General features: G+C 70.0%; 24 protein-coding genes and 1 pseudogene. 13 read left to right on the forward strand and 12 right to left on the reverse strand.

Going from position 1 to position 24,350, the window contains the following annotated elements:
• Positions 1-168 precede the first annotated feature (168 nt).
• Together M6G65_RS05785 and M6G65_RS05790 are read left to right on the forward strand one after the other, a co-directional pair.
• Positions 169-351 carry a YdcH family protein gene (locus M6G65_RS05785; RefSeq protein ID WP_192710016.1) on the forward strand — a complete coding sequence of 61 codons (183 nt, stop codon included), beginning with the start codon at positions 169-171 and terminating at the stop codon, positions 349-351.
• A gap of 201 nt (positions 352-552) precedes the next feature.
• Positions 553-2,478 (forward strand): propionyl-CoA synthetase, encoded by a 1,926-nt coding sequence (locus M6G65_RS05790; RefSeq protein ID WP_250103686.1) that lies wholly within the window; start codon positions 553-555, stop codon positions 2,476-2,478.
• 61 nt (positions 2,479-2,539) lie between these two features.
• Here M6G65_RS05790 and M6G65_RS05795 read toward each other — a convergent pair whose 3' ends face one another.
• Entirely contained in the window at positions 2,540-3,010 is a 471-nt protein-coding gene (locus M6G65_RS05795; protein WP_238197200.1) for a phospholipase A2 family protein, read from the reverse strand.
• A gap of 187 nt (positions 3,011-3,197) precedes the next feature.
• Between M6G65_RS05795 and M6G65_RS05800 the strand changes: the two genes are divergently transcribed.
• The gene (locus M6G65_RS05800) at positions 3,198-4,316 is read left to right on the forward strand and encodes an NADH:flavin oxidoreductase/NADH oxidase (RefSeq protein ID WP_238197199.1); all 1,119 of its coding nucleotides are present in this window, start codon (positions 3,198-3,200) and stop codon (positions 4,314-4,316) included.
• 192 nt (positions 4,317-4,508) lie between these two features.
• Here M6G65_RS05800 and M6G65_RS05805 read toward each other — a convergent pair whose 3' ends face one another.
• Complete coding sequence (locus M6G65_RS05805; RefSeq protein WP_238197198.1) at positions 4,509-5,261, reverse strand: phosphodiester glycosidase family protein; 753 nt, start codon at positions 5,259-5,261, stop codon at positions 4,509-4,511.
• 201 nt (positions 5,262-5,462) lie between these two features.
• Between M6G65_RS05805 and M6G65_RS05810 the strand changes: the two genes are divergently transcribed.
• The 3 genes from M6G65_RS05810 to M6G65_RS05820 all read left to right on the forward strand — a co-directional run bounded on the left by M6G65_RS05810 (position 5,463) and on the right by M6G65_RS05820 (position 8,242).
• The gene (locus M6G65_RS05810) at positions 5,463-5,936 is read left to right on the forward strand and encodes a hypothetical protein (RefSeq protein WP_238197238.1); all 474 of its coding nucleotides are present in this window, start codon (positions 5,463-5,465) and stop codon (positions 5,934-5,936) included.
• A 129-nt stretch (positions 5,937-6,065) separates the two neighbouring features.
• Positions 6,066-7,370, forward strand: a complete 1,305-nt coding sequence (locus M6G65_RS05815) for an MFS transporter (protein WP_238197197.1) — start codon at positions 6,066-6,068, stop codon at positions 7,368-7,370.
• A 2-nt stretch (positions 7,371-7,372) separates the two neighbouring features.
• Positions 7,373-8,242, forward strand: a complete 870-nt coding sequence (locus M6G65_RS05820; protein WP_250103687.1) for an amidohydrolase family protein — start codon at positions 7,373-7,375, stop codon at positions 8,240-8,242.
• Positions 8,243-8,343: 101 nt separating this feature from the next.
• Here M6G65_RS05820 and M6G65_RS05825 read toward each other — a convergent pair whose 3' ends face one another.
• The 3 genes from M6G65_RS05825 to M6G65_RS05835 all read right to left on the reverse strand — a co-directional run bounded on the left by M6G65_RS05825 (position 8,344) and on the right by M6G65_RS05835 (position 10,705).
• On the reverse strand, positions 8,344-8,541 hold the full coding sequence (locus tag M6G65_RS05825) for a hypothetical protein (RefSeq protein ID WP_250103688.1): 198 nt from the start codon (positions 8,539-8,541) through the stop codon (positions 8,344-8,346).
• Positions 8,542-8,610: 69 nt separating this feature from the next.
• On the reverse strand, positions 8,611-9,930 hold the full coding sequence (locus M6G65_RS05830; RefSeq protein WP_238197194.1) for an MFS transporter: 1,320 nt from the start codon (positions 9,928-9,930) through the stop codon (positions 8,611-8,613).
• Between the two features lie 214 nt (positions 9,931-10,144).
• Complete coding sequence (locus tag M6G65_RS05835; RefSeq protein ID WP_238197193.1) at positions 10,145-10,705, reverse strand: cupin domain-containing protein; 561 nt, start codon at positions 10,703-10,705, stop codon at positions 10,145-10,147.
• Positions 10,706-10,873: 168 nt separating this feature from the next.
• Here M6G65_RS05835 and aptA point away from each other — a divergent pair, with 168 nt between their 5' ends.
• Both aptA and M6G65_RS05845 read left to right on the forward strand, forming a co-directional pair.
• Positions 10,874-12,208, forward strand: coding sequence for an omega-aminotransferase AptA (gene aptA, locus M6G65_RS05840; RefSeq protein ID WP_250103689.1), 1,335 nt, complete (start codon positions 10,874-10,876; stop codon positions 12,206-12,208).
• A gap of 229 nt (positions 12,209-12,437) precedes the next feature.
• Positions 12,438-13,499 (forward strand): SDR family oxidoreductase, encoded by a 1,062-nt coding sequence (locus M6G65_RS05845; RefSeq protein ID WP_238197191.1) that lies wholly within the window; start codon positions 12,438-12,440, stop codon positions 13,497-13,499.
• Between the two features lie 108 nt (positions 13,500-13,607).
• Here M6G65_RS05845 and M6G65_RS05850 read toward each other — a convergent pair whose 3' ends face one another.
• Complete coding sequence (locus tag M6G65_RS05850) at positions 13,608-14,900, reverse strand: ArgE/DapE family deacylase (RefSeq protein WP_250103690.1); 1,293 nt, start codon at positions 14,898-14,900, stop codon at positions 13,608-13,610.
• A gap of 252 nt (positions 14,901-15,152) precedes the next feature.
• Here M6G65_RS05850 and M6G65_RS05855 point away from each other — a divergent pair, with 252 nt between their 5' ends.
• From M6G65_RS05855 to M6G65_RS05865, 3 genes are all read left to right on the forward strand, one after another.
• Positions 15,153-15,791 carry a L,D-transpeptidase gene (locus M6G65_RS05855; protein WP_238197189.1) on the forward strand — a complete coding sequence of 213 codons (639 nt, stop codon included), beginning with the start codon at positions 15,153-15,155 and terminating at the stop codon, positions 15,789-15,791.
• Positions 15,792-15,944: 153 nt separating this feature from the next.
• On the forward strand, positions 15,945-16,430 hold the full coding sequence (locus M6G65_RS05860) for an SRPBCC family protein (RefSeq protein ID WP_192710030.1): 486 nt from the start codon (positions 15,945-15,947) through the stop codon (positions 16,428-16,430).
• Between the two features lie 199 nt (positions 16,431-16,629).
• Positions 16,630-16,974, forward strand: coding sequence for a hypothetical protein (locus M6G65_RS05865; RefSeq protein ID WP_238197188.1), 345 nt, complete (start codon positions 16,630-16,632; stop codon positions 16,972-16,974).
• On the opposite strand, the gene M6G65_RS33890 is transcribed toward M6G65_RS05865, so the two are convergent.
• Positions 16,965-17,111: a hypothetical protein gene (locus M6G65_RS33890; protein WP_373323797.1), complete on the reverse strand. Its 147-nt coding sequence runs from the start codon at positions 17,109-17,111 to the stop codon at positions 16,965-16,967. The two genes, M6G65_RS05865 and M6G65_RS33890, sit on opposite strands and share 10 nt — an antisense overlap.
• A gap of 41 nt (positions 17,112-17,152) precedes the next feature.
• Here M6G65_RS33890 and M6G65_RS05875 point away from each other — a divergent pair.
• A pseudogene (locus tag M6G65_RS05875) lies at positions 17,153-17,338 on the forward strand (NAD(P)H-dependent oxidoreductase); the annotation flags it as partial.
• Positions 17,339-17,356: 18 nt separating this feature from the next.
• Here the strand turns inward: M6G65_RS05875 and fdhE are convergent.
• From fdhE to M6G65_RS05900, 5 genes are all read right to left on the reverse strand, one after another.
• Positions 17,357-18,352, reverse strand: coding sequence for a formate dehydrogenase accessory protein FdhE (gene fdhE, locus M6G65_RS05880; RefSeq protein ID WP_238197187.1), 996 nt, complete (start codon positions 18,350-18,352; stop codon positions 17,357-17,359).
• Between the two features lie 3 nt (positions 18,353-18,355).
• Entirely contained in the window at positions 18,356-19,078 is a 723-nt protein-coding gene (locus M6G65_RS05885) for a formate dehydrogenase subunit gamma (RefSeq protein WP_238197186.1), read from the reverse strand.
• 157 nt (positions 19,079-19,235) lie between these two features.
• The gene (fdxH, locus tag M6G65_RS05890) at positions 19,236-20,171 is read right to left on the reverse strand and encodes a formate dehydrogenase subunit beta (RefSeq protein WP_250103691.1); all 936 of its coding nucleotides are present in this window, start codon (positions 20,169-20,171) and stop codon (positions 19,236-19,238) included.
• Positions 20,172-20,186: 15 nt separating this feature from the next.
• Positions 20,187-23,267 (reverse strand): formate dehydrogenase-N subunit alpha, encoded by a 3,081-nt coding sequence (gene fdnG, locus M6G65_RS05895; protein WP_250103692.1) that lies wholly within the window; start codon positions 23,265-23,267, stop codon positions 20,187-20,189.
• Between the two features lie 154 nt (positions 23,268-23,421).
• Complete coding sequence (locus tag M6G65_RS05900; protein WP_238197183.1) at positions 23,422-23,772, reverse strand: hypothetical protein; 351 nt, start codon at positions 23,770-23,772, stop codon at positions 23,422-23,424.
• A gap of 178 nt (positions 23,773-23,950) precedes the next feature.
• Between M6G65_RS05900 and M6G65_RS05905 the strand changes: the two genes are divergently transcribed.
• A complete protein-coding gene (locus tag M6G65_RS05905; RefSeq protein ID WP_238197182.1) occupies positions 23,951-24,136 on the forward strand; it encodes a hypothetical protein in 186 nt (61 codons plus the stop codon).
• The last annotated feature ends 214 nt before the right edge of the window (positions 24,137-24,350 follow it).

The raw sequence follows: 24,350 nt of genomic DNA on the forward strand, positions 1-24,350 counted from the left end.
CCCGCGGACCCGAAGTTCGTTCATGGCTCGGGAGCATGCGTCACGCCCGGGCGCCGGACAAGACGGCGCGGTAAGCATTCGTGAGACTTAGCAGCAGAAAACGCTTCGACAGGTCCGGCATCCTGTGCCAATCTCGACGTGTCGAAACGATGACAGGAGATTCGGCTCATGTCGCTGCAGACGCATCTGAACCAACTCGCCCGGAAGCACGAAGCCCTCGAGCGCGAGATTCAGGAAGCGACCCACAGGCCTTCGGCGAACGACCTCCACATCGCCGAGCTGAAGCGACGGAAACTCCTTCTCAAGGACGAGATCAACAGGCTGCAAGCGGGCAACGACACGTTGCACTGAGGCCTGGCACTGAGGCCTGACACCTCACCCGAGATAGCACACCCCGTATGATAGAAGCCGCCGCATCGGACCTCCCGGTGCGGCGGCTTTCTTGTGGCGCGCACGCCGCCGCGCGGGGGCGAGGCCCACTCTCCCCGCGCGCGAGAATGGGCTACTCTAAGCCGGCCGCCGGAGAGCGGTCCGCGAGGAAACGCCGAAGCGATGACGAACGCCAGCCTTCCGGGCCGCTACCCGGAGATCTACGAATCGGCCCGCCGCGATCCGGAGAGGTTCTGGCTCGGCGCGGCCCGGTCGCTCGACTGGGTGCGCGCGCCGGAGCGGGCCTTCGCACCGGATTCGGGGCCCTACGGCCGCTGGTTCCCGGACGGCACGCTGAACGCCTGCCACAACGCGGTCGACCGTCACGCCGAGGGGGCGCGGGCGGAGCAGGTGGCGATCCGCTACGATTCCCCCGTCACTGGCACCAAGCGCAGCATCACGTACCGGGAATTGCGCGACGAGGTGGCGGTTCTGGCCGCCGTGCTGGCCGGGCTCGGCGTCGGCCGGGGCGACCGGGTGATCCTTTACATGCCGATGGTACCCGAGGCGCTGTTCGGCATGCTGGCCTGCGCCCGGCTCGGCGCGGTCCATTCGGTGGTGTTCGGCGGCTTCGCCGCCAACGAGCTGGCGGTGCGGATCGAGGATGCGGCGCCGAAGGTGGTGCTCGCCGCCTCCTGCGGCATCGAGCCGAACCGGGTGGTCGCCTACAAGCCCCTCCTCGACGCGGCGATCGCGGCCTCGCGCCACAAGCCGGAGGCCTGCCTGATCCTCCAGAGGCCGCAATGCGCGGCCGCCCTGACGCCGGAGCGCGACCGCGACTGGGCCGAGACCGTCGCGGCCGCCCGGGACGCGGGGCAGAGGGCGGCCTGCGCACCGGTCGCCGCCACCGACCCGCTCTACATCCTCTACACCTCCGGCACGACGGGGAAGCCGAAGGGCGTTGTCCGCGACACCGGCGGCTACCTCGTCGCTCTCGCCTGGTCGATGCCGAATCTCTACGGCGTCCAGCCCGGCGAGACCTATTTCTGCGCCTCCGACATCGGCTGGGTGGTGGGCCATTCCTACATCGTCTACGCGCCGCTGCTGCACGGCTGCACGACGGTGCTCTACGAGGGCAAGCCGGTCGGCACGCCCGATGCCGGCGCCTTCTGGCAGGTCGCCGCCGAGTACGGCGTGACCTGCCTGTTCACGGCGCCGACGGCGCTCCGCGCCATCAAGAAAGAGGATTCCGCGGGCGCCCGGATCGGCGCCTACGACCTCTCGGCCTTCCGCAGCCTGTTCCTGGCCGGCGAGCGCGCCGACCCCGACTCAGTCGCCTGGGCCGAGCGGGTGCTGAACCGGCCGGTCATCGACCATTGGTGGCAGACCGAGACCGGATGGCCGATCGCCGGCAACCCGCTCGGGCTCGGCCTCCTGCCGGTGAAGCACGGCAGCACCTGCGTGCCGATGCCGGGCTACCGGGTCGAGGTGCTGGACGAGGGCGGCAAGCCCGTCCCGGCCGGCACGATGGGCACGATCGCGATCCGCCTGCCCCTGCCTCCCGGCTGCCTGCCGACCCTGTGGGGCTCGGACGAACGGATGCGGTCGAGCTACCTCGCCACCTTTCCGGGCTATTACGACACCTCGGATGCCGGGGTGATCGACGCGGACGGCTACATCACGGTCCTGGGCCGGACCGACGACATCATCAACGTCGCGGGCCACCGCCTGTCCACCGGCGGCATGGAGGCGGTTCTGGCCGGCCATCCCGACGTGGCGGAATGCGCGGTCATCGGCATCCGCGACGCGCTGAAGGGCGAGGTGCCCTGCGGGTTCGTGGTGCTCAAGGCCGGCGTCGCGCGGCCGACCGAGGCGATCGAGCGGGAACTCGTCGCCAAGGTGCGCGACGAGATCGGTCCGGTGGCGGCCTTCAAGCTGGCGCTGACCGTACCGCGGCTGCCCAAGACCCGCTCGGGCAAGATCCTGCGGGCCACCATGAAGCGCATCGCCGACGACGAGCCCTGGACGATGCCGGCGACGATCGACGATGCCACGGCCCTCGGCGAGATCGGCGAGAGCCTGAAGGGCAGGGGCATCGGCGCCGTCTGAGCGTCCGCGCGCGACGGGCATGACGGCGCGGCGGGTCTGGCCGCGCCGTCATCAGGCCGCGTCAGTCGGCGTCCGCCGCGTCGTCGTCCTCGTCCAGCGCCCCGGGGGCCGGTCTTTCCGGGGCCGGCGCGAAGGCGTCCGGCGCCGGACTGGTCGTGACCGAGGCCGGCATGCTCCGCGGGGCCGGCTCGGACGGGATCAGGGTGGCGGTGGCGGCGACGAGGCCGGCCATCGAGCGCAGTTCCTGGGGCTGGCGCGGATCGCGGGAGATCAGGGTGGCCTCCCGCTGAAGGCGGAGATTGCAGGCCTGCGTGGGCAGGCCTCCTTCGGGCGTGCAGGCGTCGTGGCGGGCGCAGGCTGCGTCGAGGGCGTCGATCGGCGGCAGCGGGGCATTGTTGCCGGGCCCGCAGTAATTGCCGTGGATCAGCATCTTCGGTCCGCCAAAGGCGGCGGGCTGGGCCTGCGCCCCGCCCGCGAGGGCGGCGCAGCCGGCGGCGAGGGCGAGCGGGACGGCGAGTCTGGTGAGCATCATCTGGACCTCGGGCGATCTCGCCCCCTCAGGCGGTTCGCGTCGATTGCCGCGATGCGGCGACAGGGCGAAAAACGGCCGTCCGTCTCCGCAGGTTCCCACAATCCCAGGTCGCAGGGGTGCTCTGCCGCACCGCACTGGCCGTCGTGCCCATCCTGCGCCAGAGTGGATCGACCACCGGGAGTTGCTGATGACCGCTCGCCTGTTCGAACCGCTGACGCTCGATGCCCTCACCCTCGAGAACCGCATCCTGATCGCTCCGATGTGCCAGTACTCGGCCCGGGATGGCGAGGCCACCGACTGGCACATGATGCATCTCGGCCAGCTCGCCATGTCGGGCGCCGGCCTGCTCACCCTGGAGGCGACCGCGGTCTCGCCCGAGGCGCGGATCACGGCCTGGGATCTCGGCCTCTACAACGACGGCTGCGAGCGGGCGCTGGCCCGCGTGCTCGACGCCGTGCGCGAATACGCGCCGATCCCGGTCTGCATCCAGATCGCCCATGCCGGCCGCAAGGCGTCCAGCGAGGCTCCCTGGGCCGGCGGCCAGCAGATTCCGCCGGAGCACCCTTACGGCTGGCGCACGGAGGCGCCCTCGGCTCTGGCGCACGGGGAGGGCGAGGTCCCGCCCCACGCCCTCGACGCCGCCGACCTGAAGCGCGTCCGCGACCAGTTCGTGGCCACCGCCAAGCGTGCCGCGCGCCTCGGCATCGAGGCGGTGGAGCTGCACGGCGCTCACGGCTACCTGCTGCACCAGTTCCTGTCGCCGATCGCCAACAAGCGGACGGACGAGTATGGCGGCAGCCTCGCGAACCGGATGCGCTTCCCGCTGGAGGTCTACGACGCGGTGCGCGCCGTCGTTCCGGCGGGCAGCCCGGTCTGGCTGCGCGTCTCGGCCACCGACTGGGTCGAGGACGGCTGGGACCTCGACGAGACTGTCGAACTGGCCCAGGCCCTGAAGCGGGCGGGCTCGCCCGCGCTCCACGTCTCCACGGGCGGCGTCTCGCCCAAGCAGGCGATCAAGCTCGGGCCGGGCTACCAGGTGCCCTACGCGGAGCGGATCAAGGCCGAGACCGGACTCACCACCATCGCGGTGGGGCTGATCACCGAGCCCAGCCAAGCGGAGGCGATCCTGCAGGAGGGCAAGGCGGACGCGATATCCCTCGCCCGGGCCATGCTGTACGATCCGCGCTGGCCCTGGCACGCGGCCGCCGAGCTCGGCGCGCGCGTGCGGGCCCCCAAGCAGTACTGGCGCTCGCAACCGCGGGAGTACAAGGACCTGTTCAAGGACACGGCCTTCGGGCAGCGCTGAACGCGGCCGCCGCGCGGGACGTCCGCGCAGCGGCGGAAACCCCGTCCTCGCTCGACCACACCGTCATTCCGGGGCGCCGTAGGCGAGCCCGGAATCCAGAACCATTGCGCGTGCCGAAGCTTGTCGGCTTGATCGCGGACCGGGAGAGGGAGAGGCAGGCTTCCCCTCCCGTCCCCTGGCTCCGAGCCGTCCTCAGCGCGGCAGCGCCCCCACCAGCGGCCCGAGCGGGCGGCTGATATCGGTGCGGCCGAGATTCGGCGCGTAGAGGCTCGACACGGAGCCGTCGAGGAACAGGGCGTTCCGGCAGCCGAGATCGTCCCGGAACAGGCGCGCGAAGGCCCCGAAGGTCACCGGGCGCTCGGAGATGGCGAAGATCGCGACGTGCCCGTCCTCCGGGACGCCCACGCCGTTGCGGATCTTCTGGCTCGGCCCGTCGGTCGAGATCTTCGGGTGAATCTGGCCATCGATCACCAGCATCGGCCCGGACTGCGTGGCGTAGTCCGGGCGGATCTTCGCCCGGAGATAGCGGGCCGTGTCGAGCACGCCCGCGCGCTCGCCCTTCACCCAGAAGATGCCGTTGGGCTTGAGGTGGAAGTTGCCCGGGCCATCGGCCGTCGAGACCCGCTTCATCTCGCGCCCGTCCTCGACATAGAGGCCCACCGGCGCCTGGTCCTTGTCGTACATGCCGGCATTCATCGCGAAGCTGAGACGCCCGCCCTGAGTCTCGGCCAGCGTGCCGAGCGAGCCGTAGGGCCGCCCATCCTGCTCGCGCCAGAACAACTTCAATCGCTGCCGCCGCAGGTCGATCGTACAGACCGTGAAGGTCTCGCCCTGCGCCTCGACGGCCCGGCAAGGCGTTGGGCCGGCCGGCGCCCCGCCAGCCCGGGCGGGGGCGGCGAGCGCGAGGAGCGCGATCAACAGGGCGTGAGCCGGGCGCATCGTCATCACTCGTTCCGGATTGCTCGGAGGGTTGGAGCGGGGTGTCACCGGGGCCTCTCGCCTCGGAAAGCGGCGATTTTGGAGCCCGGAGCAAGGCCGAGGCTTGCCGCGGCCAGGAGCGGCGGCGCGCCGCAAGAGGGGACTGGACCGTTTTCGGCCTTGAAACGTTTCATGCCTCAGAGGGCGGTTTTCCACGGAGATGACGTGATGAAGGGTGCAGTGCTCGGCTCGGCCCTGCTCGCAGCGGGTGCCCTGGCTCTAGCGCCGGCCAGCGCGGACGCGCGCGGATTCGGCGGTGGTGGTTTCCACGGCGGCGGCTTCCACGGCGGCGGCTTCGGCGGTTTCCGGGGCGGCGGCTTCGGCGGCGGCTTCCGCGGCGCCGGCTTCCGCGGGGGTGGCTTCTATGGTGGTCGCGGCTTCTATGGTGGTCGCGGCTTCGGCTATGGCCGGGGCTACGGCTACGGCCTCGGCGGCCTGGGCCTCGGCGTCGGCCTGGGTCTCGCGGCCGGCGGCCTCTACGGCGGCTATGGCTACGGTTACCCGGGCTACGGGTATGGCGGCTACTACGCGCCGGCTGCCTACGGCTACGATTACGGCTACGGCGGTGGCTGCTACACGGTCCCGCGGGTGCGCTGGACCCCCTACGGCTACCGCCGGGTCCTGGTCGAGCGCTGCTACTGAGCGTCGACCGGGAAGCGAAAAGACGGGGAGAGGCCGCCTGCGGGCGGCCTTTTCCTTGCGTGGACCTCTCCGACGTTGGACAGCTCAGCCTAGGACGCTGATACTGGTATCGGACGGCGGGAGGCGGTGATGAGCACAGCAACCGGGCAGGGGAGCACCGGCGTGGACGCGGTCGAGATCCGCGACGCCAGCCTCACCGCCTTCTACCGATCGATGACGCCGCCGGAGCGGCACACCTTCTGGGCGTGCGCCGCCGGATGGTGCCTCGACGGCATGGACTTCATGATCTACCCGCTGGTAATCGGGACGATCATGGCCCTGTGGCACGTCGATTCCGGCACGGCCGGGCTCGCCGCCACGGTGACGCTGCTGGCCTCGGCGCTCGGTGGCTGGCTCGCGGGCTTCATCGCCGACCGGATCGGCCGGGTGCTCACCCTGCAGATCACGATCCTCTGGTTCTCCCTGTTCTCGCTGCTCTGCGCCTTCGTGCAGAACTTCGAGCAGCTTCTCGTCGCCCGGGCGATCCTGGGCCTCGGCTTCGGCGGCGAGTGGGCGGCCGGCGCCGTGCTGATCGGCGAGACGATCCGCGCCGAGTATCGCGGCCGCGCCGTCGGCTCCGTCCAGTCCGGCTGGGCGATCGGCTGGGGTCTCGCAGTCCTGTCGCAGGCGGTGCTGTTCTCGATCCTGCCGCCCGAGACCGCGTGGCGCTGGATGTTCGCGGTGGGCGCGCTGCCGGCGCTGCTGGTCTTCTACCTGCGCCGCTACGTGAAGGAGCCGGAGGTCGCCGCCGAATCCCGCGCCCGGGCCGCCGCCACGGGCGACCGGCCGCAGATCTGGGAGATCTTCTCCGGCCCGATCCTCAGGACGACGCTGCTCGCCTCCCTGGCGGCGGCGGGCTGCCAGGGCGGCTATTACGCGATCACCACCTGGGTGCCGCGCTTCCTGACCACCGAGCGCCACCTGTCGATCGTGTCCTCCACCGGCTACCTCGCGGCCCTGATCGTCGGCTCGTTCACCGGCTACCTCGTGGGCGCCTGGCTCGCCGACCGGCTCGGCCGGCGGCCGCTGTTCCTGATCTTCTCGCTGGGCGCCATCGCGGTGATCGTTGCCTACACGCAGATCCCGCTCTCGAACGGGGTGCTGTGGGTGCTGGGCTTCCCGCTCGGCTTCTTCGCCTCCGGCTACTTCTCGGGCATGGGCGCGTTCCTGACCGAACTGTATCCGACCCGCCTGCGCGGCTCGGGGCAGGGGTTCTGCTACAATTTCGGCCGCGGCATCGGCGCGCTGTTCCCGGCGCTGGTCGGCTACCTTGCGGAGCGCGCCGGCCTCGCCTCCGCCATCGCGATCTTCGCGGCCGTCGCCTACGGGATCTTCTTCCTGGCGGCCTTCGCGCTGCCCGAGACGCGCGGCAAGGTCCTCCACGCGGATTCCTGATCATGCCCGAGATCCGAGACTGCCCCGCCCCGGACCCGCATCCGGAAGGCCCGACCCGCTACGCCGTGCCGGACGGCGCCGTCGACACCCACGCCCACGTCATCGGCCTGCCGCCGGACTACCCGCTGGTGGCCGACCGCAGCTACACGCCCCCGGCGGCGCCGGCCGAGCGGTATCTCGCGATGCTCGACGGGACCGGCATGGCCAACGGCGTGCTGATCCAGGTCAGCGTGCACGGCACCGACAACCGGCTGATGGTCGAGACGCTGCGCGCCAACCGGCAGCGCCTGCGCGGCATCGCGGTGATCCCGCTCGGCCTGCCCGACGCGGAGCTCGCGGCCCTGAAGGAGGCCGGCGTGGTCGGCCTGCGCCTCAACGTGCTGTTCGGCGGCGGGGTCGGGCTCGACGCGGTCGAGTCCTACGGGGCGCTCGCCCGCGAGATGGGCTGGCACCTCCAGTTCCTGCTCGATGCCCGAGAGCTGCCGCCGATCGCCGGCCGCCTGTCGCGGCTGCCGGTGCCGCTGGTCTTCGACCATATGGGCCACATGCCGACCTCGGCCGGCCTGGACCATCCGGGCTTCGAGGCGCTGCTCGGCCTCGTCGCCGACGGCAACTGGGTGAAGCTCTCGGGGGCCTTCCGGGATTCCGTGACCGGCCCGCCCTACGCGGACACGATCCCCTTCGCCCGGGCGCTCAACGACGCCGCGCCGGAACGCTGCCTCTGGGGCTCGGACTGGCCGCACGTGGCCGCCTGGGACGGGCCGCCGCGGACGCGGGACCTCCTCGACCTGATGGGCGACTGGGTGCCGGACGCGGACAGGCGCCGGATGGTGTTCGCCGACAACCCGCGGCGGCTCTACGGCTTCGGGTAGGGGCGGCCGTTCAACAGGCCCCGAAGAGCCCGCCGTCATCGCGAGCGCAGCGAAGCGAAGCAGCGCCGCGCGAGGCCCGGAAAGCGGGGGCGGTGTTTCCGTCAGACCCGCAGGTCGACGCTCAGCCCCTGTCCGGGAGGCGCGGGCGGGCCGGCGCTCGGCGCCTGGGCCGCGCTGTCCGCCACGAGCCCGGCCACCGCCTTGTCGGCCGAGAGCTGCTGCACGGCGACGGCGAGGCCGATCTGCTGGTTCTGGGACGAACCCAGCATCTGCACGGCGGCTGCGGCGATCGAATCCATGGCGCTGATCCTAGATCGCCGGTCTGAATCCGGCGTTACCCGGATCCGGCGCCTTTGATCGGCTTGCGCTCACCCGTCCAGGAAGCCCCGCTGCCGCGCCCGGTAGCCGCTGATCGCCGTGACGCACAGGAACGACACGCCGGCCAGCGCCGAGCCGAACACCGCGATCGGCCACCAATGGCCCTGGAAGCGCTCGGCCAGCACGGTGCCGATGATCGGCGTCAGCCCGCCGGCGAGCGCGCCGCAGAACTGGTAGGCGATGGAGATCGCCGTGTAGCGCACCCGCGTCGGGAAGGCGCCCGCAAGGTAGCCGGCGATCACCGCGTAGAAGGTCCCGGTGCCGATGACGTTAAGGGCGAGGCCTAGCACGATCAGCGTGACCGACTTGGTCTCGACCAGCCAGAACAGCGGGTAGGGGGCCAGCATTGCCCAGACCAGCGTCCCCTGCAGGAACAACCGCTCGTTGCGGATCAGCTCCGCGATCCGGGCGCCCACCGGCGTCATCACCAGCTGCACCACGGCGCCGATCAGCAGGGCGTCGAGGATCGTTGCGCGCGCGATGCCAAGATACTGCGTAGTGAACGCGATCATGAAGGTGTTGAACAGGTAAACCGAGGCGATCGCGAAGGTGTTGGCGCCCGCCGCCAGCAGCACCGGCTTCAGGCTGGTTGTCAGGACCTCGCGCACGGGCGCCTGCGGCGGTCCGCCAGCGGCCCGGGCCTTCTCGAAGGCCGGCGATTCCGCAACGCCGAGGCGGATCGCCAGCCCCACGAACAGCAGCAGGATGCTCACCAGGAACGGCACCCGCCAGCCCCAGGTCAGGAAGCTCTCCTTGTCGAGCAGGCCAGCAAGGCGGAAGGCCAGCAGCGACAGGATCTGCCCGGCCGGGCTGCCGAGCTGCGCGAAGGAGGCGAAGAAGGTGTTGCGCCCGGCCGGCGCGTGCTCGGCGGCCATCAGCACGGCGCCACCCCACTCGCCGCCGACCGCGAGCCCCTGGATCAGCCGCAGGACCACCAGCATCACCGGCGCCCACAGGCCGACGGAGGCGTAGGTCGGCAGAAGGCCGATGCACGAGGTGGCGATGCCCATCATCACCAGCGTCGCCACCAGGGCGCGCTTGCGCCCGAATCGGTCGCCGAGATGCCCGAAGATCAGGCCGCCGAGCGGCCGGGCCAGGAAGCCGACCGCGAAGGTGCCGAAGGCCGAGAGCGTGGCGATGTAGGGCGATTCCGCGGTGAAGAAGAGCGGCCCGAACACCAGGGCCGCCGCGGTGCCGTAGATGAAGAAGTCGTACCACTCGATCGTGGTGCCCACGAAGGCCGCGAGCGCCGCGCGCGCCGACTGGTTCTGTCCGGGCCCGGCGGCCGGGGCTGCGGTGGTGACGGCCATCAATCCTCGCGCGGCATTATGAATTCAAACACCGCCCTGCATGCGCCAGTCGGGCTGCCGACCGCAACGCCTAGACGCAACAGGCGGGGTGTTTCACCCGAATGCGGAACCGCATGGTGTAGGCTTCCGAGGGGCTCCACGTTTGCCGCGCGCCGGCGCATCCGATCCACCCCTCATCCTGAGGGGGTTATGGGATAGTCCGACGCTCGCCCTGTCAGAAGCTCGGCGGCGTGCAGGCGCTCACCACCTCGCACGGGTTGGGTCCGACGCAGCGGAACCGGTGCGGGCGGCGGCTGTCGAAGCTGTAGGCGTCGCCGGGGCCGAGGATCCGGCGCTCGGCGTCCACCGTCACCTCCAGGCGGCCGGAGAGCACGATCCCGCCCTCCTCGCCCTCGTGGGAGAGCGGCACCCGGCCGGTATCGGCGCCGGGCTCGTAGCGCTCCTTCAAGATCTGGAGCTTGCGCCCGAACAGGCTGTCGCCGACCTGACGGTACGAGATCGCCCCCTTGTCGGCCTTCCGGCCGATCTCGGTCAGTTCCTCGGCGGCGAAGAACGCCTTGCGCTCCGGCTCCGGCTCCAGCGCGAAGAACTCGGCCATGCCGATCGGCACCCCGTCGAGGATCCGCTTCAGGGCGCCCACCGACGGGTTCACGCGATTCGCCTCGATCAGCGAGATCGCGGAATTCGTCACCCCGGCGCGCTTGGCGAGCGTCCGCTGCGACAGGCCGTGGCGGGCGCGCACGAAGCGCAGCCGCGCGCCGACATCGATGCTCATCCGGCTGAAGGTCCGTTTCAGGTGTTGCGGATCCCGCAACGGTGCCACCCGCGGCCCCGATCCTGCAAGGGGTTGGCGGCGACCAGAAAAGGACTTGTTGCCCGATCGGCGAAGGTGTCCCCTGGTCCCGCCGCCCGATCCGCGCCGCGTGCCCCGGAGAACCGCCCCATGACCGACCATCCGCTCCGCAACACGCCCGCGATGGACGCCTTCTGGATGCCGTTCACGGCCAACCGCCAGTTCAAGGCGGCGCCGCGCCTGCTCGTCTCGGCCGAGGGCATGCACTACACCGCCGATGACGGCCGCAAGGTCCTCGACGGCTCCGCGGGCCTCTGGTGCGTCAACGCCGGCCATGGACGGCGGGGCATCGCGGCGGCCGTGGAGCGCCAGCTCGCGACGCTCGACTTCGCCCCGACCTTCCAGATGGGCCACCCCATCGCCTTCGAGTTCGCCGAGCGGCTGGCCGAGATCGCCCCGGGCGGCCCCGACAAGCGCCTCGACCGCGTGTTCTTCACCAATTCCGGCTCGGAATCGGTCGACACCGCCCTCAAGATCGCGCTGGCCTACCAGCGGGCGATCGGGCAGGGGACCCGGACCCGGCTGATCGGCCGCGAGCGCGGCTATCACGGCGTCGGCTTCGGCGGCCTGTCGGTCGGCGGCATCGTGTCGAACCGGCGGGTCTTCCCGCAGCTCAACGGCACCGACCACCTGCGCCACACCCACGATCCGGCCCGCAACGCCTTCGTGAAGGGCCAGCCCGAGCACGGGGCCGAGCTCGCCGAGGATCTGGAGCGGCTGGTGGCGCTCCACGGGGCCGAGACCATCGCGGCCTGCATCGTCGAGCCGGTGGCGGGCTCCACGGGCGTGCTCATCCCGCCGAAGGGCTACCTGGAGCGCCTGCGCGAGATCTGCACCAAGCACGGCATCCTGCTGATCTTCGACGAGGTCATCTCGGGCTTCGGCCGGCTCGGCGCGCCCTTCGCCACCGACTTCTTCGGCGTGGTCCCCGACCTCGTGACCAGCGCCAAGGGCCTGACCAACGGCACGGTGCCGATGGGCGCGGTCTTCGCCAGCCGCGCGGTTCACGACGCGCTGATGCAGGGCCCGGACGGGATCGAGCTGTTCCACGGCTACACCTATTCGGGGCACCCGATCGCCTGCGCGGCCGGCATCGCGACGCTGGACATCTACCGGGAGGAGGGGCTCCTCACCCGCGTCGCCGACATCGCCGACGACTGGGCGGCAGCGCTCCACGACCTGCGCGGGCGCAAGAACGTCATCGACATCCGCACCATCGGCCTCGTCGCCGGCATCGAACTGGCGCCGCGTCCGGACGCGGTGGGCAAGCGCGCCTACGACGTGTTCGTGGACTGTTTCGAGCGCGGCCTGCTCACCCGGGTGACCGGCGACATCATCGCGCTGTCGCCGCCGCTGATCATCGAGCGCGGCCAGATCGGCGAGATCGCCGACATCCTGGGCGCGGCGATCGACCGGGTCGCCTGAGAACCCTCCCGTCTTTGCGAGCGGAGCGAAGCAATCCAGGGTCGCGCCACGGTTCCAAACGTCCCGCTGCCCTGGGTCGCTTCGCTGCGCTCGCGATGACGGAGACGGTGACGCGATCACACAACCCTTGCGCGCCGCACAGGCGCCCCCGCCGCGCAGCGGGGTTGTGGCGACATCACCCGTGCCCATCTGCCCCGGACCCGGATTTGGGCCGGGCACGAGGGTTTCCATGTCGAACACCGCCCTGATCGTCGGCGCCAGCGGGATTGTCGGTAGCGCCACCGCGGCGCTGCTCCACCAGGAGGGCTGGCGGGTCGCGGGCCTCGCGCGCCATCCGGTGCAGCAGGACGGCGTCGCGCCGGTGGCCGGCGACCTGCAGGATCCGGCCTCGCTGGAGAAGGCGCTGGCCGACCTCGCGCCGAGCCACGTGTTCCTGGCGACTTGGCAGCGGCGCCCGACCGAAGCGGAGATGATCCGCGTCAACCGGGCGATGGTCGAGAACCTTTTAGACGCGCTCCGCCCGAAGAAGAGCGTCCGCCACGTCGCCCTGGTGACCGGGCTGAAGCACTATCTCGGCCCGTTCGAGGCCTACGGCAAAGGCAAGCTCCCGCAGACGCCGTTCCGCGAGGACCAGGGGCGCCTCGACATCGAGAATTTCTACTACGCCCAGGAGGATGCCGTGTTCACGGCCGCCGCCCGCGACGGCTTCGCCTGGAGCGTGCACCGCCCGCACACGATCATCGGCAAGGCGGTGGGCAACGCCATGAACATGGGCACGACGCTCGCCTGCTACGCCACCCTGTGCCGGGAGCTGGGGCGGCCCTTCATCTTCCCGGGCTCGGCGGCGCAGTGGAACGGGCTCACCGACATGACCGACGCGCGGCTGCTCGCCCGCCAGCTGCTCTGGGCCTCCACGGAGCCGAAGGCTGCCAACGAGGCGTTCAACGTCGTCAACGGCGACGTCTTCCGCTGGAGCTGGATGTGGGGCCGGATCGCCGCCTGGTTCGGGATCGAGGCGGTGCCGTTCGACGGCACGCACCGACCCCTGGAGCCGCGGATGGCGCAGGACGGCCCGGCCTGGGCGGAGATCGCGCAGCGCTACGGCCTCGCCGAGCCGAACCTCGAGAAGCTCGCCTCGGCCTGGCACACGGATGCCGATCTCGGCCGACCGATCGAGGTCGTCACCGACATGAGCAAGAGCCGCCGCCTCGGCTTCACGGCGTATCAGCCGACCGACGACGCGTTCGTCGACCTGTTCGGCCAGCTCCGGGCGGACCGGCTGATCCCCTGACGGGGATCACCGCCGTCATCGCGAGCGCAGCGAAGCGACCCAGGGCGGCGCGACATTGGCCGGCGTAGCGCCCCTGGATTGCTTCGCTCCGCTCGCAAGGACGGCGGCTCACCCGGCCTTGCGCTCCGTCCCGCACCACTCGGCCACGAACAGCGCCATGGTGGTCGTGATCCGCTTCACCGAGGCGAGGCTCACGCGCTCGCCGAAGCCGTGGATGTTCTGGGAGGTCGGGCCGTAGCAGAGGGCCGGCACCCGATCGTAGAGGGCGTGGACCCGGGTATCGAGGTAGCCCGCGGTCATGAAGCTCTGGAGCGGTGCGCCGATCGCCCGCTCGTGGGCGCGGCCGAGCACGGCCTCGGCCTCCGAGCCTTCCTCCAGCACGTAGCCCTCGGCGAAGAAGCCGTTGAACACCACCCGCGGCGGGCTGTTGGCCAGGAACGGGTCGGTGCGGGAAAAACTCGCGACGGCGGCCTCGATCTCGGCGGCGGCCTGCGCGGCGGTGACGCCCGGGTAGAGCGCCACCCGGCAATGGATCCGGCACCAGGCCGGCACCGAGGAGGCCCAGTCGCCGCCCTCGATCTTGCCGATGTTGAGGTTGATCGGGTGGTCCTCGGTCTCGAAATGCGGGTGCGCGGCCTTCTCGGCGTTCCAGCGGTCCTCGACGGCGCGCAGGGCGCCGATCACCCGGTAGGTGGCGTCGATGGCGTTGGCGCCGGCGCCCATCTCGCGCACGTGGACCGGGACGCCCCGGACCTCGACGGTGAACCAGAGCACGCCGGTATTGGCGCGCACGAGCTTCTCGTCCTCGGGCTCCGGGATCAGCACGGCGTCGGCGCGGTAGCCGCGCAGGTGGGTCATCAGGGCGCCGTTGCCGGTGGATTCCTCCTCGACCACCGACTGCACCGTCACGGAGGCCGCCGGCTGCAGGCCGAGGCGGGCCAGGGCGTCGAGGGCGAACAGGTTGGCGGCGTGCCCGGCCTTCATGTCGCCGGCGCCGCGGCCGTACATCCAGTCACCCTGGATCACCGGGTCGAAGGGCCGATGGGTCCAGAGGTCGAGGGGGCCCGGCGGCACCACGTCGACATGGGCCTGCAGGATCAGCGAGCGCCCGGTCTCGGTGTTCGGCCGATGGTGGCAGACGACGATCGGCGCGTCCGAATGGTGCGCGTCGTCGATCTTCGAGCCGCCCTGATGGTCCGCGATGGCGGCCCGGTCCATGGCGAAGCGCTCGGTGGCGTAGCCGCGGGCGCGGAACTGATCGAACACGTAATCCTGGCAGGCATGCTCCTCCCCGCGCAGGGAAGCGAACCGGACCAGCGCCTGCGTGTGGGCGACCTGATCGGCAAAACCCTCCGCCACGGAGGCTTCGATCTCGGCGGCGAGGGTGGGGTCGAGGGCCATGGGAACTCCGAACCGTCTGCGGCCGGGAGGAAGCGCCCGGGCTCGGGCAGCTGTCAACCGGCGGTTGTCGGGAGCATGGCGCGTGCCGCGGCCCCTGCGCTTGCGGCACCCCTCCGATGCGGCGGGTGACAACCCGCCGCGCACCCGCTCAGCAAAGCGTGACTACGCACCGCCTGCAACCGCCGGAACCGCGCTGTTGCCAACGGCTTAGCCTGTCGGCAAACCCGCGAGGTTTCGCAGTCGGAGTCGCTCATGCGTATCGGTCTGATCTCGATCCTGTCCGGCGTTCTCCTGTGGGCCGCGGCGCCCGGCGCCGCCAACGCGGACGTGCTCGTCAACGTCGACAAGACCTCGCAGCGCATGGAGGTCTCGGTCGACGGGCAGCCGCGCTATTCGTGGCCGGTCTCCACCGGCGTCGCGAGCTACGACACTCCGTCGGGATCCTACCGCCCGTTCCGGATGGAGCGCACGCATTTCTCGAAGGAGTGGGACGACGCGCCCATGCCCTTCGCGATGTTCTTCACAACCCAAGGTCACGCCATCCACGGCACGAACCACGTGCGCAGTCTCGGCCGCGCGGCGTCGCACGGCTGCGTGCGCCTGTCGGTTCGCAACGCCGCGACGCTGTTCAACCTCGTGAAGAGCCAGGGTATGGGCCGGACCCGCGTGGTGATCGACGGCGCGGATGCCCCGGTCGCGGAGCGCGGGCAGCGCGGGGTCCGCGTCGCCCGGCACCGCAGCCCCTACGAGACGGACGATCTGCTGGCGGACAGCGACCAGATGGGCCGCCGGTCGCTGCCGGCCTATTATCGCCCCGCCGCGCGGCCCGCCTACGCGCCGACGACGGTCTACGGCTACCCGGCCGACACCGACGCGATGGACAGCTGGTAGCCCATCCCGGAACCGCTCGTCGTCCGCCCGCGAACGTCAGGGCCGGACGACGCGACCCATTGCCGAGGGCGGGATGCCGGCCTAGCTCCTGCGCGGCCATTAGAGCCTGCGCGGCCCCTGCCGCGACCTGAGACGGACGGAGACACCCCCAAGATGCCCCTCGCTTTCTGCCGGTCCCTTCCCATCGCCGCCCTGGCGCTCGCCGCGGCCACCGTGCCGGGCTACGCCCTGGAGGTGACGCGCTCGGCCGACATCGCCGCGCCCCCGGCCAAGGTCTGGCAGACCATTGGCGAGTTCTGCGGCATCGGCGACTGGCACCCGGCGATCGAGAAGTGCGCCCTGTCCGACAAGGACGGCATGAAGGTCCGCACCCTCAGCCTGAAGGGCGGCGGCACCATCAAGGAGGAGCAGGTGTCCCGGGACGACAAGGTGATGAGCTACACCTACACGATCCTGGAGAGCCCGCTGCCGGTCTCGGACTACAAGTCGACGCTCTCAGTTGCTCCTGCGGGCTCCGGCTCGAAGGTGACTTGGACCGGGACCTTCAACGCGAAGGGCGCGCCCGACACCGTCGCCACCGACGCGATCCAGGGCATCTACGATTCCGGCCTGAAGGCCCTCGCCGACAAGGCGAAGTAAGCCTGTCACGATTCGGAGCGCGCCGCCGACGCCGGATGCCGGTGGCGCGCACCAAGACCTTCCGACGACAGCGGAATCGCGCGTTTCCGACGTTCTACGCCCCGCGTTCCGCGCCCCTTCGGCATGTGGCCGGCGCGATTGACCCACTGCCAAGCTCGGCTCAAAACCTCGGCGGCGCGGCCCCTCGCGCCCCAACAGGATGATCGCCGTGCCCGCGTCCCGCCTCTCGATGCGCCTCAGCCTCGTCGCCCTCGCCGTCGCGGCGCTGGGCGCCTGCCAGCAGCGCGCCACGCCCGCGGTCACGGAGCCCGCGCCGGTCGTCCCGGCCCCGCTGGCGCTCCCCACGGGCAGCGGCTGCGGCCCGGAGGTCGCGCGCACCCGGGCGATCGTCGCCAGCGACGTGGCGACCGGAAACCTCAACGCGCCGGTGGGCGAGCGTTTCGACGCCGACCTCGCGCGCGCCGCCGCGGAATGCGCGGCGGGCAAATCCGGAGAGGCCCTGCACCTGCTCGCCGCCGCCAAGAGCCGCTACGGCTATCGCTGAGCTGGCGTCGCGCCGGGCTCCGGCGCGATCCCCGGGACCGCGCGGAGCTCCGCGGCGAGGCAATCCGCCAGAAGCCGGACCCGCGTGATCCCGGCCCGCTCCGGCACGATCAGCAGGCTGAGCGGCACGGACGCCACGGCGTAGTCCGACAGGACCGTTTCGAGCCGCCCATCGGCGAGGCAGTCCGCGACCAGCCAGCGGTGCGCGGGGGCGATGCCCCGCCAGGACCGCCGCCCGCGCGGCGCCCCCGATCCCGTTCCGGCGGCAGAACGGCGGCGATTACCGCATCCCGAGCATGCAGCTCCGGCCGGGGCTGGAGGCCCCGGGCACGCGCGGGTTCGCCCTCCACCGCGACGGCGCATGACCGGCGGGGGAGGGGCGCTCAGATCACGAACAGCAGGTTCAGCCCGGCGCGCCGAAACCCTTCCTCGGCGATCTTCAGATCGAGCCCGTAGGAGGCGATGTCGTCCGCCACCGGGTCGAGCGTCGGGGCCCGGTGCTGGTGCAGGTGCTTGATGTAGCTGTGGCAGGTCGTGCAGGTCTCGACCTGGATGTCCTTCGAGACCTCGTCGAGCCCGTAATAGCTGACGTTCTCACCGTCGCCGCAGGCTGTGCAGCGGATCCGGACGTGGTTCCAGTACGTGCCGCAGAGCGAGCAGCTCAGGTACCGAGCCTTGTCGGCCGGGGTCCAGGCGACCACGACGCTCGCCACCGGCGCGCCGCCGCAGCACGGGCAGACGCCGTCGGCCACCGGCTTCAGCGCCTTGGTGTCGAGGCGCGCGGCCTGCTCGGCGAGGCGCACCTGCAGCGCCGCCGAGACGAACACGCATTCGGCGATCCGGTCCACCGGCAGCGCCCCTTCGAAGACCTGCAGGGCGAGGTCGAGGCGATCCTCCCGGGAGGCGGCGCGCAGGGACTCGCGCGCCGCGGCCGAAGCTTCGGGCGCCGTGTTGAGGTCCAGCGCGTCGAGCAGCGCCAGGAGGGTACCGTCGAAGCCCGTATCGGCCTCCAGGCTGTGCCGCGACAGGGGCGGCATGCCGTGCTCGCTCCGCAGCGCTAGATCGGCGGCCTCCGGCAGCGTGGGAGCCGGGTCCTGCGCCTGGATCGCGCTCTGCGCCCGGGCAACCTCGGCGACGAACCGGAGATAGGCCTCCAGCGGATGACCGGGCGCGGCCTCGGCCAAGCGGGTGGCGCGGTCAGAGAACAGCGTCGTCGGATCCGGCAGGCGCACGAACGGGACCGAGCCGGAGATCCCGATCTTGTCCGGATCGGGCTTCAGCTCGCTGAAATCCCGGCGGCGGGGTTTGGGCGCCTCGGCGGGCGTCGGAGCCTTGTCCGCGGCCGGAGCCGCAGGTTTCCGCTTGAAGAAATTGGCCACAACTCAGGATCCGCGCTTGTCCACCGAGCCGTGGCGCGCCTTGCCGCCCGCGATCTGCCGGAACCACTTGCGGTGATGCCGGTAGGCCCAGCCGCCCGTGACCGTGCCGCGGACCATCGCCCGGCCGGTGCCGCGCACCCAGATGCCGGCATAGATGTGGACCACGATGATCGCGATGGCGATCACGGCGGCCAGCGAGTGGGCGAGCAGCGCCCAGCGCTGGGTCTCGATCGAGGTGAGCCCCCCGAAATAGGTGTTCCAGATCACCAGCCCGGTCACGAACATCACGCCGATCAGCGCGGTCTGGCCCCAGAACACGCCCTTCTGGCCGGCATTGTACTTGTCGAGCTCCGGCAGCCGGTCGTCGCGGTTGGTGACCACGTCGCCGATGTGCTTGGTCCACTCGACATCGTCCCTGTTGGGGATGTTGAGCTTCCAGAAGCGCACGAACAGGAAGAAGAAGCTGATGGCCAGCGCCACGCCGAACCACGGGTGGATCGCCCGGGTCGCCTGCCCGCCGCCGAACAGGCCGGTGAGCGAGAACAGGTAGGGCGTGAACATCGCGAGCCCGGAGAGCGTCAGCAGCGTGAACAGAATCGCGGTGATCCAGTGGTTCACGCGCTGCACGCCCGTGTAGCGCGGGACGTACATCACCTCCGGCGCCGCGGACTTGGCGTGGTGGAGGGGGCGGGGATCGCCGTCCCGGATATCGCTGTGGATCGTCATCGGCCTTCTCGCGCCTGATGCGGTGCCGGCCCCGCATCGCCGCGGAGGTGGCTCTGAAACGAAAAATAGGGTGGGACGGCTGCGCCGTCTCCACCGTGTCGGCTCCTGGATCCGCCTCTCCCCTTCCCCCTCGGAGGGGAAGGGAGATCGTCACATCTCAGTGCGGCCGGGCCTCGCCGCCGCCATTCTCGCGGCGCTTGGCCTCGTCGTACTCGACCGCCTCTTCCTCCTCCTCGGGCACGACCTCGTTCGGGCCGGCCGTCACGTAGTGGAAGAAGCCCGCCACCGCCGCGAAGCCCATCGCGGCGAGACCGAACACCTTGGCGCCGCCCTTCCAGAAGGCGACCAGCGGTGAGATCTTCGGGTCGTTCGGCAGGCCGGCATAGAGGCTCGGCTGGTCGGCGTGGTGCAGCACGTACATGACGTGCGTGCCGCCGACCCCGGCCGGGTCGTAGAGGCCGGCATGCTCGAAGCCGCGCGACTTCAGGTCCTCGACGCGGTCGTGGGCCTGATCGATCATGGCCTGCTTGGTGCCGAACATGATCGAGCCGGTCGGGCAGGCCTTGGCGCAGGCCGGAGCCTGCCCCACCGCCACCCGGTCCGAGCACAGGGTGCACTTGTACGCCTTGTGGTCGGTCTGGCTGATGCGCGGAATGTTGAAGGGGCAGCCCTTCACGCAGTAGCCGCAGCCGATGCAGTTCTCCTCGATGAAGTCGGCGATGCCGTTGGAGTACTGCACGATCGCGCCCGGCGACGGGCACGCCTTGAGGCAGCCCGGCTCGGTGCAGTGCATGCAGCCGTCCTTGCGGATCAGCCATTCGAGGTTGTTGGTCTCCGGGTTCTCGTACTCGGTAAACCGCATCAGGGTCCACGACTTCGGCGTGAGGTCGTGGGGGTTCTGGTAGGTGCCCGTATTGACACCGATGTCGTCGCGCAGGTCGTTCCACTCCTCGCAGGCCGACTGGCAGGCCTTGCAGCCGATGCACTTCGACACGTCGATGAGTTTGGCGACCTCCACCTGACGGCGGATCTCCGGCGGCGTCTCCGTGGAGGCGGAGCGCTGGCGGATGTCGAGGGAGCTGTAGTCAGCCATGTCTGCCGCTCCCCCTTACGCGACCGCGTCCGACGGAGGCGTGGTCGGCTCGATGTTCACGAGCCAGGCCTTGAACTCCGGCGTCTCGGTGTTCGCGTCGCCCACGACCGGCGTGAGCGAGTTCGGGTGCCATCCTTTCTTGGTGTGGCCCATGAAGCCCCAGTGCTGCGGGATGCCGACGACGTGGACGGGCTTGCCGTCGCAGATCAGCGGCTTGATCCGCTTCGTCACCACGGCCTTGGCCTTCAGGGAGCCGCGCTTCGACCAGACGCGGACCCATCCGCCCTTGGCGATGCCCTTCTCCTTGGCGAGCTCCTCCGAGATCTCCACGAAGGCCTCCGGCTGGAGGATCGCGTTGATCCGGGCGTGCTTGGTCCACCCGTGGAAGTGCTCGGTCAGGCGGTAACTCGTCGCCGCGTAGGGGAACTCCTTCGCGTCGCCGAGATCGGCCAGATCGTCCTTGAAGATGCGGGACGCGGGCGCGCCCTTGATCTTCGGGAAGGCGAGGTTGGCCACCGGGGACTCGAAGGGCTCGTAATGCGCCGGGAACGGCCCGTCGCGCATGAGACCCCGGGTCCACAGACGGGCGACGCCCTCCTGGTTCAGGATGAACGGCCCGACGCCCTTATCGGGGGCGACGGTGACGCCGTAATCCGGCACGTCGAAGCCGATCCACTGCTTGCCGTTCCACTCGATGAGCTTCTTCTTCTCCGACCACGGACGACCCTCGGGGTCGCACGAGGCGCGGTTGTAGAGCACGCGCCGGTTGGCCGGCCACGCGAAGGCCCAGTTGGGCGCGATGCCGCGATCGCCGGGATCGGTGTTGTCCCGGCGGGCCATCATGTTGCCCTTCTCGGTGTAGCAGCCCGAGTAGATCCAGCAGCCGCAGGCGGTCGTCCCGTCGTCCTTAAGCTGGGCGAAGCCGTCGACCTGCTTGCCCGCCGGGATGATGGTCCCGTTGAGGTCCGGCGTCGGCGCCAGCGTGTAGCCGTTGAGCTCGCGGGCGAGCTCGGTCGGCGTCGGCGACTCGGCGATCGCGTAGTCCCACTTCAGATTGACAATCGGGTCCGGGAAGGCCCCGCCGTCCTTCTTGTAGGCCGCCTTCACGCGGAGGAAGATCTCCGACATGATCTCGATGTCCGAGCGGCACTCGCCCGGCGCTTCCTGCGCCTGCCAGTGCCACTGCAGCCAGCGGCTGGAGTTCGACAGCGAGCCTTCCTCCTCCACGAACAGGGTGGTCGGAAGCTCGAACACCTCGGTCTGGATCTTGGTCGGATCGACGTCGTTGTACTCGCCGTGGTTCTCCCAGAACCGGGCCGTCTCCGTCTTGAGCGGATCCATCACCACGATGAACTTCATCTTGGAGAAGGCTTCCGTCATCTTGGCGCGATTCGGGAACGACAGCAGGGGGTTGAAGCCCTGGATGACGTAGCCGGTCATCTTGCCCTGCTTGGCGAGCTCGAACCCGCGCAGCACATCGTAGGTCGGCACGTCGAGCTTGGGCAGATAATCGTACGCCCAGTCGTTCTCCTTCGTGGCCTTGTCGCCCCACATCGCCTTCTGAAACGAGACGAAGAACTTGTTGTAGTTCTGCCAGTAGCTCGTCTGTCCGGGACGCAGCGGCTTGAACTGCCGCTTGGCGATGTAGCTCGCGTAGTCGGGCTCCTTCTCCACCGGGATGTTGAGGTACCCGGGGATCAGGTTCGACATCAGTCCGATATCGGTCAGCCCCTGGATGTTGGAGTGACCGCGCAGGGCCTGCATGCCGCCGCCGAGCACGCCGATGTTCCCGAGCAGCGTCTGCACGATGCACATCGAGCGGATGTTCTGCGAGCCCTTGGAGTGATGGGTCCAGCCGAGGGCGTAGAGCGAGGCCATCGACTTCTCGGGGGAAGCCGTCGTCGCCATCAGCTCGCAGACCTTCAGGAAGGTCTCCTTGGGCGAGCCGCAGATCTTCTCGACCATCTCGGGGGTGTAGATCGAGACGTGCTTCTTCAGGAGCTGCATCACGCAGCGCGGGTGCTGCATCGTCTCGTCGACCACGGCGTAGCCGTCGGGGCCGATCTCGTAGTCCCAGGTGGTCTTGTCGTAGTCGCGCTTGTCCGCGTCGTAGCCCGCGAACAGGCCCTCGCTGAAGTCGTAGCCCTCGCGGACCACGTACCCGGCGTTGGTGTAGGCGGAGACGTAGCGGTGCTGCAGCTTGTCGTTGTCGAGCAGGTACTTGGCCACGCCCGACAGGAACGCGATGTCGGTCCCCTGCCGGATCGGGCAGTAGAGATCGGCCACCGACGCCGTGCGGGTGAAGCGCGGATCGGCGACGATCAGCTTGGCATTGTTATGAGCTTTCGCCTCGGCGACCCACTTGAAGCCGCAGGGATGCGCCTCGGCGGCATTGCCGCCCATCACGGTGATCACGTCCGCGTGCTTGATGTCCATCCAGAGGTTGGTCATCGCACCGCGTCCGAAGGAGGGCGCCAAACTGGCGACCGACGGACCGTGTCAAACTCTGGCCTGATTGTCGAAGACCAGAGCCCCCATGCTTCGGACTGTCTTGTAAGTCAGCCAGGCCGTCTCGTTGGTAGTGGCCGAGGCTCCGAGGAAGCCCATCGTGGTCCAGCGGTTGACCGTGAGGTCGCCGTTCTTGGCCACGAAGTTCTTGTCCCGATCCTCCTTCATCAGCTGCGCGATGCGGTCGAGGGCGAAGTCCCAGGAGACTCGCTTGAACTCGGAGGAACCCGGGGCGCGATGGAGCGGGTACTTGGTGCGGGTTTCGGCGTGCACGAAGTCGAGCAGCGCCGAGCCCTTCGGGCAGAGCGTGCCACGGTTGACCGGATGATCCGGATCACCTTCGATATGCATCACCGAGGAGCGCGCGTTCTTCGAACGGTCGCCCAGACTGTAGAGGATGACGCCGCACGCGACCGAGCAATACGGGCAGGTGTTGCGGGTCTCGCGCATCTGCGCGAGCTTGAAGGGCCGCACTGCGGCGGCCATGGCGGGCTCAAGTCCGCCGAATCCGAGCGCGCCTAGCGAGCCGCCCGCGAGGCCGGCGCCGGCCCCCTTGAGCAGGCCACGCCTCGAGACCTGGACCGTCATCTCCGCTCCGTAAAAGCGATCTGGTATAATTCCAGGGTGTCCCAAAAAATCGTGCCCCAGGCAAGTGCGGTGGCGTGACACAGCAAACGACTTTGTCCCGGGTGAAGCAATACGTTCACCCGAGCCATTATCATCCTGCCGTGAAACGATTTTTTTACTTGCTTGGATTTGCCGGGTTGGTCCCCGAGGGGCTCGCCGTGCGGTGCTCCAGGGGGGCCTGCGGCTCGGTGGCGGAGGAGCCGCCAGGATTGGCCGGCGGGACCGGACGGTTCGCGTTTTCCTGGATCGAGTGGCCACCCGGATCCGGAGCATCCTTAGCGGCAGATTGCTCCCGGGGGACAGGCGCTTGGCTCCAGCCGTCCTGGGCGCTGCGGGACTTATCGCCCATGGCGTCGATGCCCTTGATCTCCCCCGGCTTCGTCTGAGCGCGAGCGGGCGATCCGACCGCCACCGCCGCGAGGATTGCCAGCACCGGCAAGGAGACGAAGGACAGCGAGCGGGACAAGGAGCGGCTCCGGGTAGCGGGAGATCAGCCGGGCAACGTCGCCCTCGCGCGGCCAGTTCCGACCTGCGACGCCGGCCGCGCCCCGCCATGGCATGCCAGCCCTGCATCGCGCGCAGTGACATCTCCTTAACCAAGCGCGGCCATTCTGGCGGAGTGCAGGCGCGAGGGTTTTCGGATCATGTCGAAACCGCTTCCGGAGCGTCCTGGCGAGACGGCACCGAATTCCGCCGCCGCGACCCTGACTGCAGGCGTGCGCCGCCATCTCGGCCAGAACCTGCGCACCCTCTATGCCGACACCCTCGCGGCGCCGGCCAATCAGCGCCTCGAAGATCTGGTGGCCCAGCTCAGCAAGCCGAAGCGCTGAAACGGCTGCATCGCCGGCCGCTCCCGCAGCCCTACGGACGTCTCTCCGAGATCGCCTTACCCTCGGCGCAGTGAGGGCGCTGAACCGGCGCCTCGGCCCAGCGCGATCCTGTGCACGGGCACACGAGCGACGCGAGGCCCAACCTCGATGGGCGCCGATGGACCGACACGGTGCGCACCGCGCACTTTCGGACCCGACACCGCCAGACACTTAT

Source organism: Methylobacterium tardum (genome assembly GCF_023546765.1).
Taxonomy (GTDB): domain Bacteria; phylum Pseudomonadota; class Alphaproteobacteria; order Rhizobiales; family Beijerinckiaceae; genus Methylobacterium; species Methylobacterium tardum.

Coding starts and splice junctions, on each gene's coding strand:
- M6G65_RS05785 (WP_192710016.1), top strand. CDS start 169: ATGTCGCTGCAGACGCATCTGAACCAACTCGCCCGGAAGCACGAAGCC.
- M6G65_RS05790 (WP_250103686.1), top strand. CDS start 553: ATGACGAACGCCAGCCTTCCGGGCCGCTACCCGGAGATCTACGAATCG.
- M6G65_RS05795 (WP_238197200.1), bottom strand. CDS start 3,010: ATGATGCTCACCAGACTCGCCGTCCCGCTCGCCCTCGCCGCCGGCTGC.
- M6G65_RS05800 (WP_238197199.1), top strand. CDS start 3,198: ATGACCGCTCGCCTGTTCGAACCGCTGACGCTCGATGCCCTCACCCTC.
- M6G65_RS05805 (WP_238197198.1), bottom strand. CDS start 5,261: ATGACGATGCGCCCGGCTCACGCCCTGTTGATCGCGCTCCTCGCGCTC.
- M6G65_RS05810 (WP_238197238.1), top strand. CDS start 5,463: ATGAAGGGTGCAGTGCTCGGCTCGGCCCTGCTCGCAGCGGGTGCCCTG.
- M6G65_RS05815 (WP_238197197.1), top strand. CDS start 6,066: ATGAGCACAGCAACCGGGCAGGGGAGCACCGGCGTGGACGCGGTCGAG.
- M6G65_RS05820 (WP_250103687.1), top strand. CDS start 7,373: ATGCCCGAGATCCGAGACTGCCCCGCCCCGGACCCGCATCCGGAAGGC.
- M6G65_RS05825 (WP_250103688.1), bottom strand. CDS start 8,541: ATGGATTCGATCGCCGCAGCCGCCGTGCAGATGCTGGGTTCGTCCCAG.
- M6G65_RS05830 (WP_238197194.1), bottom strand. CDS start 9,930: ATGGCCGTCACCACCGCAGCCCCGGCCGCCGGGCCCGGACAGAACCAG.
- M6G65_RS05835 (WP_238197193.1), bottom strand. CDS start 10,705: ATGAGCATCGATGTCGGCGCGCGGCTGCGCTTCGTGCGCGCCCGCCAC.
- aptA (WP_250103689.1), top strand. CDS start 10,874: ATGACCGACCATCCGCTCCGCAACACGCCCGCGATGGACGCCTTCTGG.
- M6G65_RS05845 (WP_238197191.1), top strand. CDS start 12,438: ATGTCGAACACCGCCCTGATCGTCGGCGCCAGCGGGATTGTCGGTAGC.
- M6G65_RS05850 (WP_250103690.1), bottom strand. CDS start 14,900: ATGGCCCTCGACCCCACCCTCGCCGCCGAGATCGAAGCCTCCGTGGCG.
- M6G65_RS05855 (WP_238197189.1), top strand. CDS start 15,153: ATGCGTATCGGTCTGATCTCGATCCTGTCCGGCGTTCTCCTGTGGGCC.
- M6G65_RS05860 (WP_192710030.1), top strand. CDS start 15,945: ATGCCCCTCGCTTTCTGCCGGTCCCTTCCCATCGCCGCCCTGGCGCTC.
- M6G65_RS05865 (WP_238197188.1), top strand. CDS start 16,630: ATGATCGCCGTGCCCGCGTCCCGCCTCTCGATGCGCCTCAGCCTCGTC.
- M6G65_RS05885 (WP_238197186.1), bottom strand. CDS start 19,078: ATGACGATCCACAGCGATATCCGGGACGGCGATCCCCGCCCCCTCCAC.
- fdxH (WP_250103691.1), bottom strand. CDS start 20,171: ATGGCTGACTACAGCTCCCTCGACATCCGCCAGCGCTCCGCCTCCACG.
- M6G65_RS05905 (WP_238197182.1), top strand. CDS start 23,951: ATGTCGAAACCGCTTCCGGAGCGTCCTGGCGAGACGGCACCGAATTCC.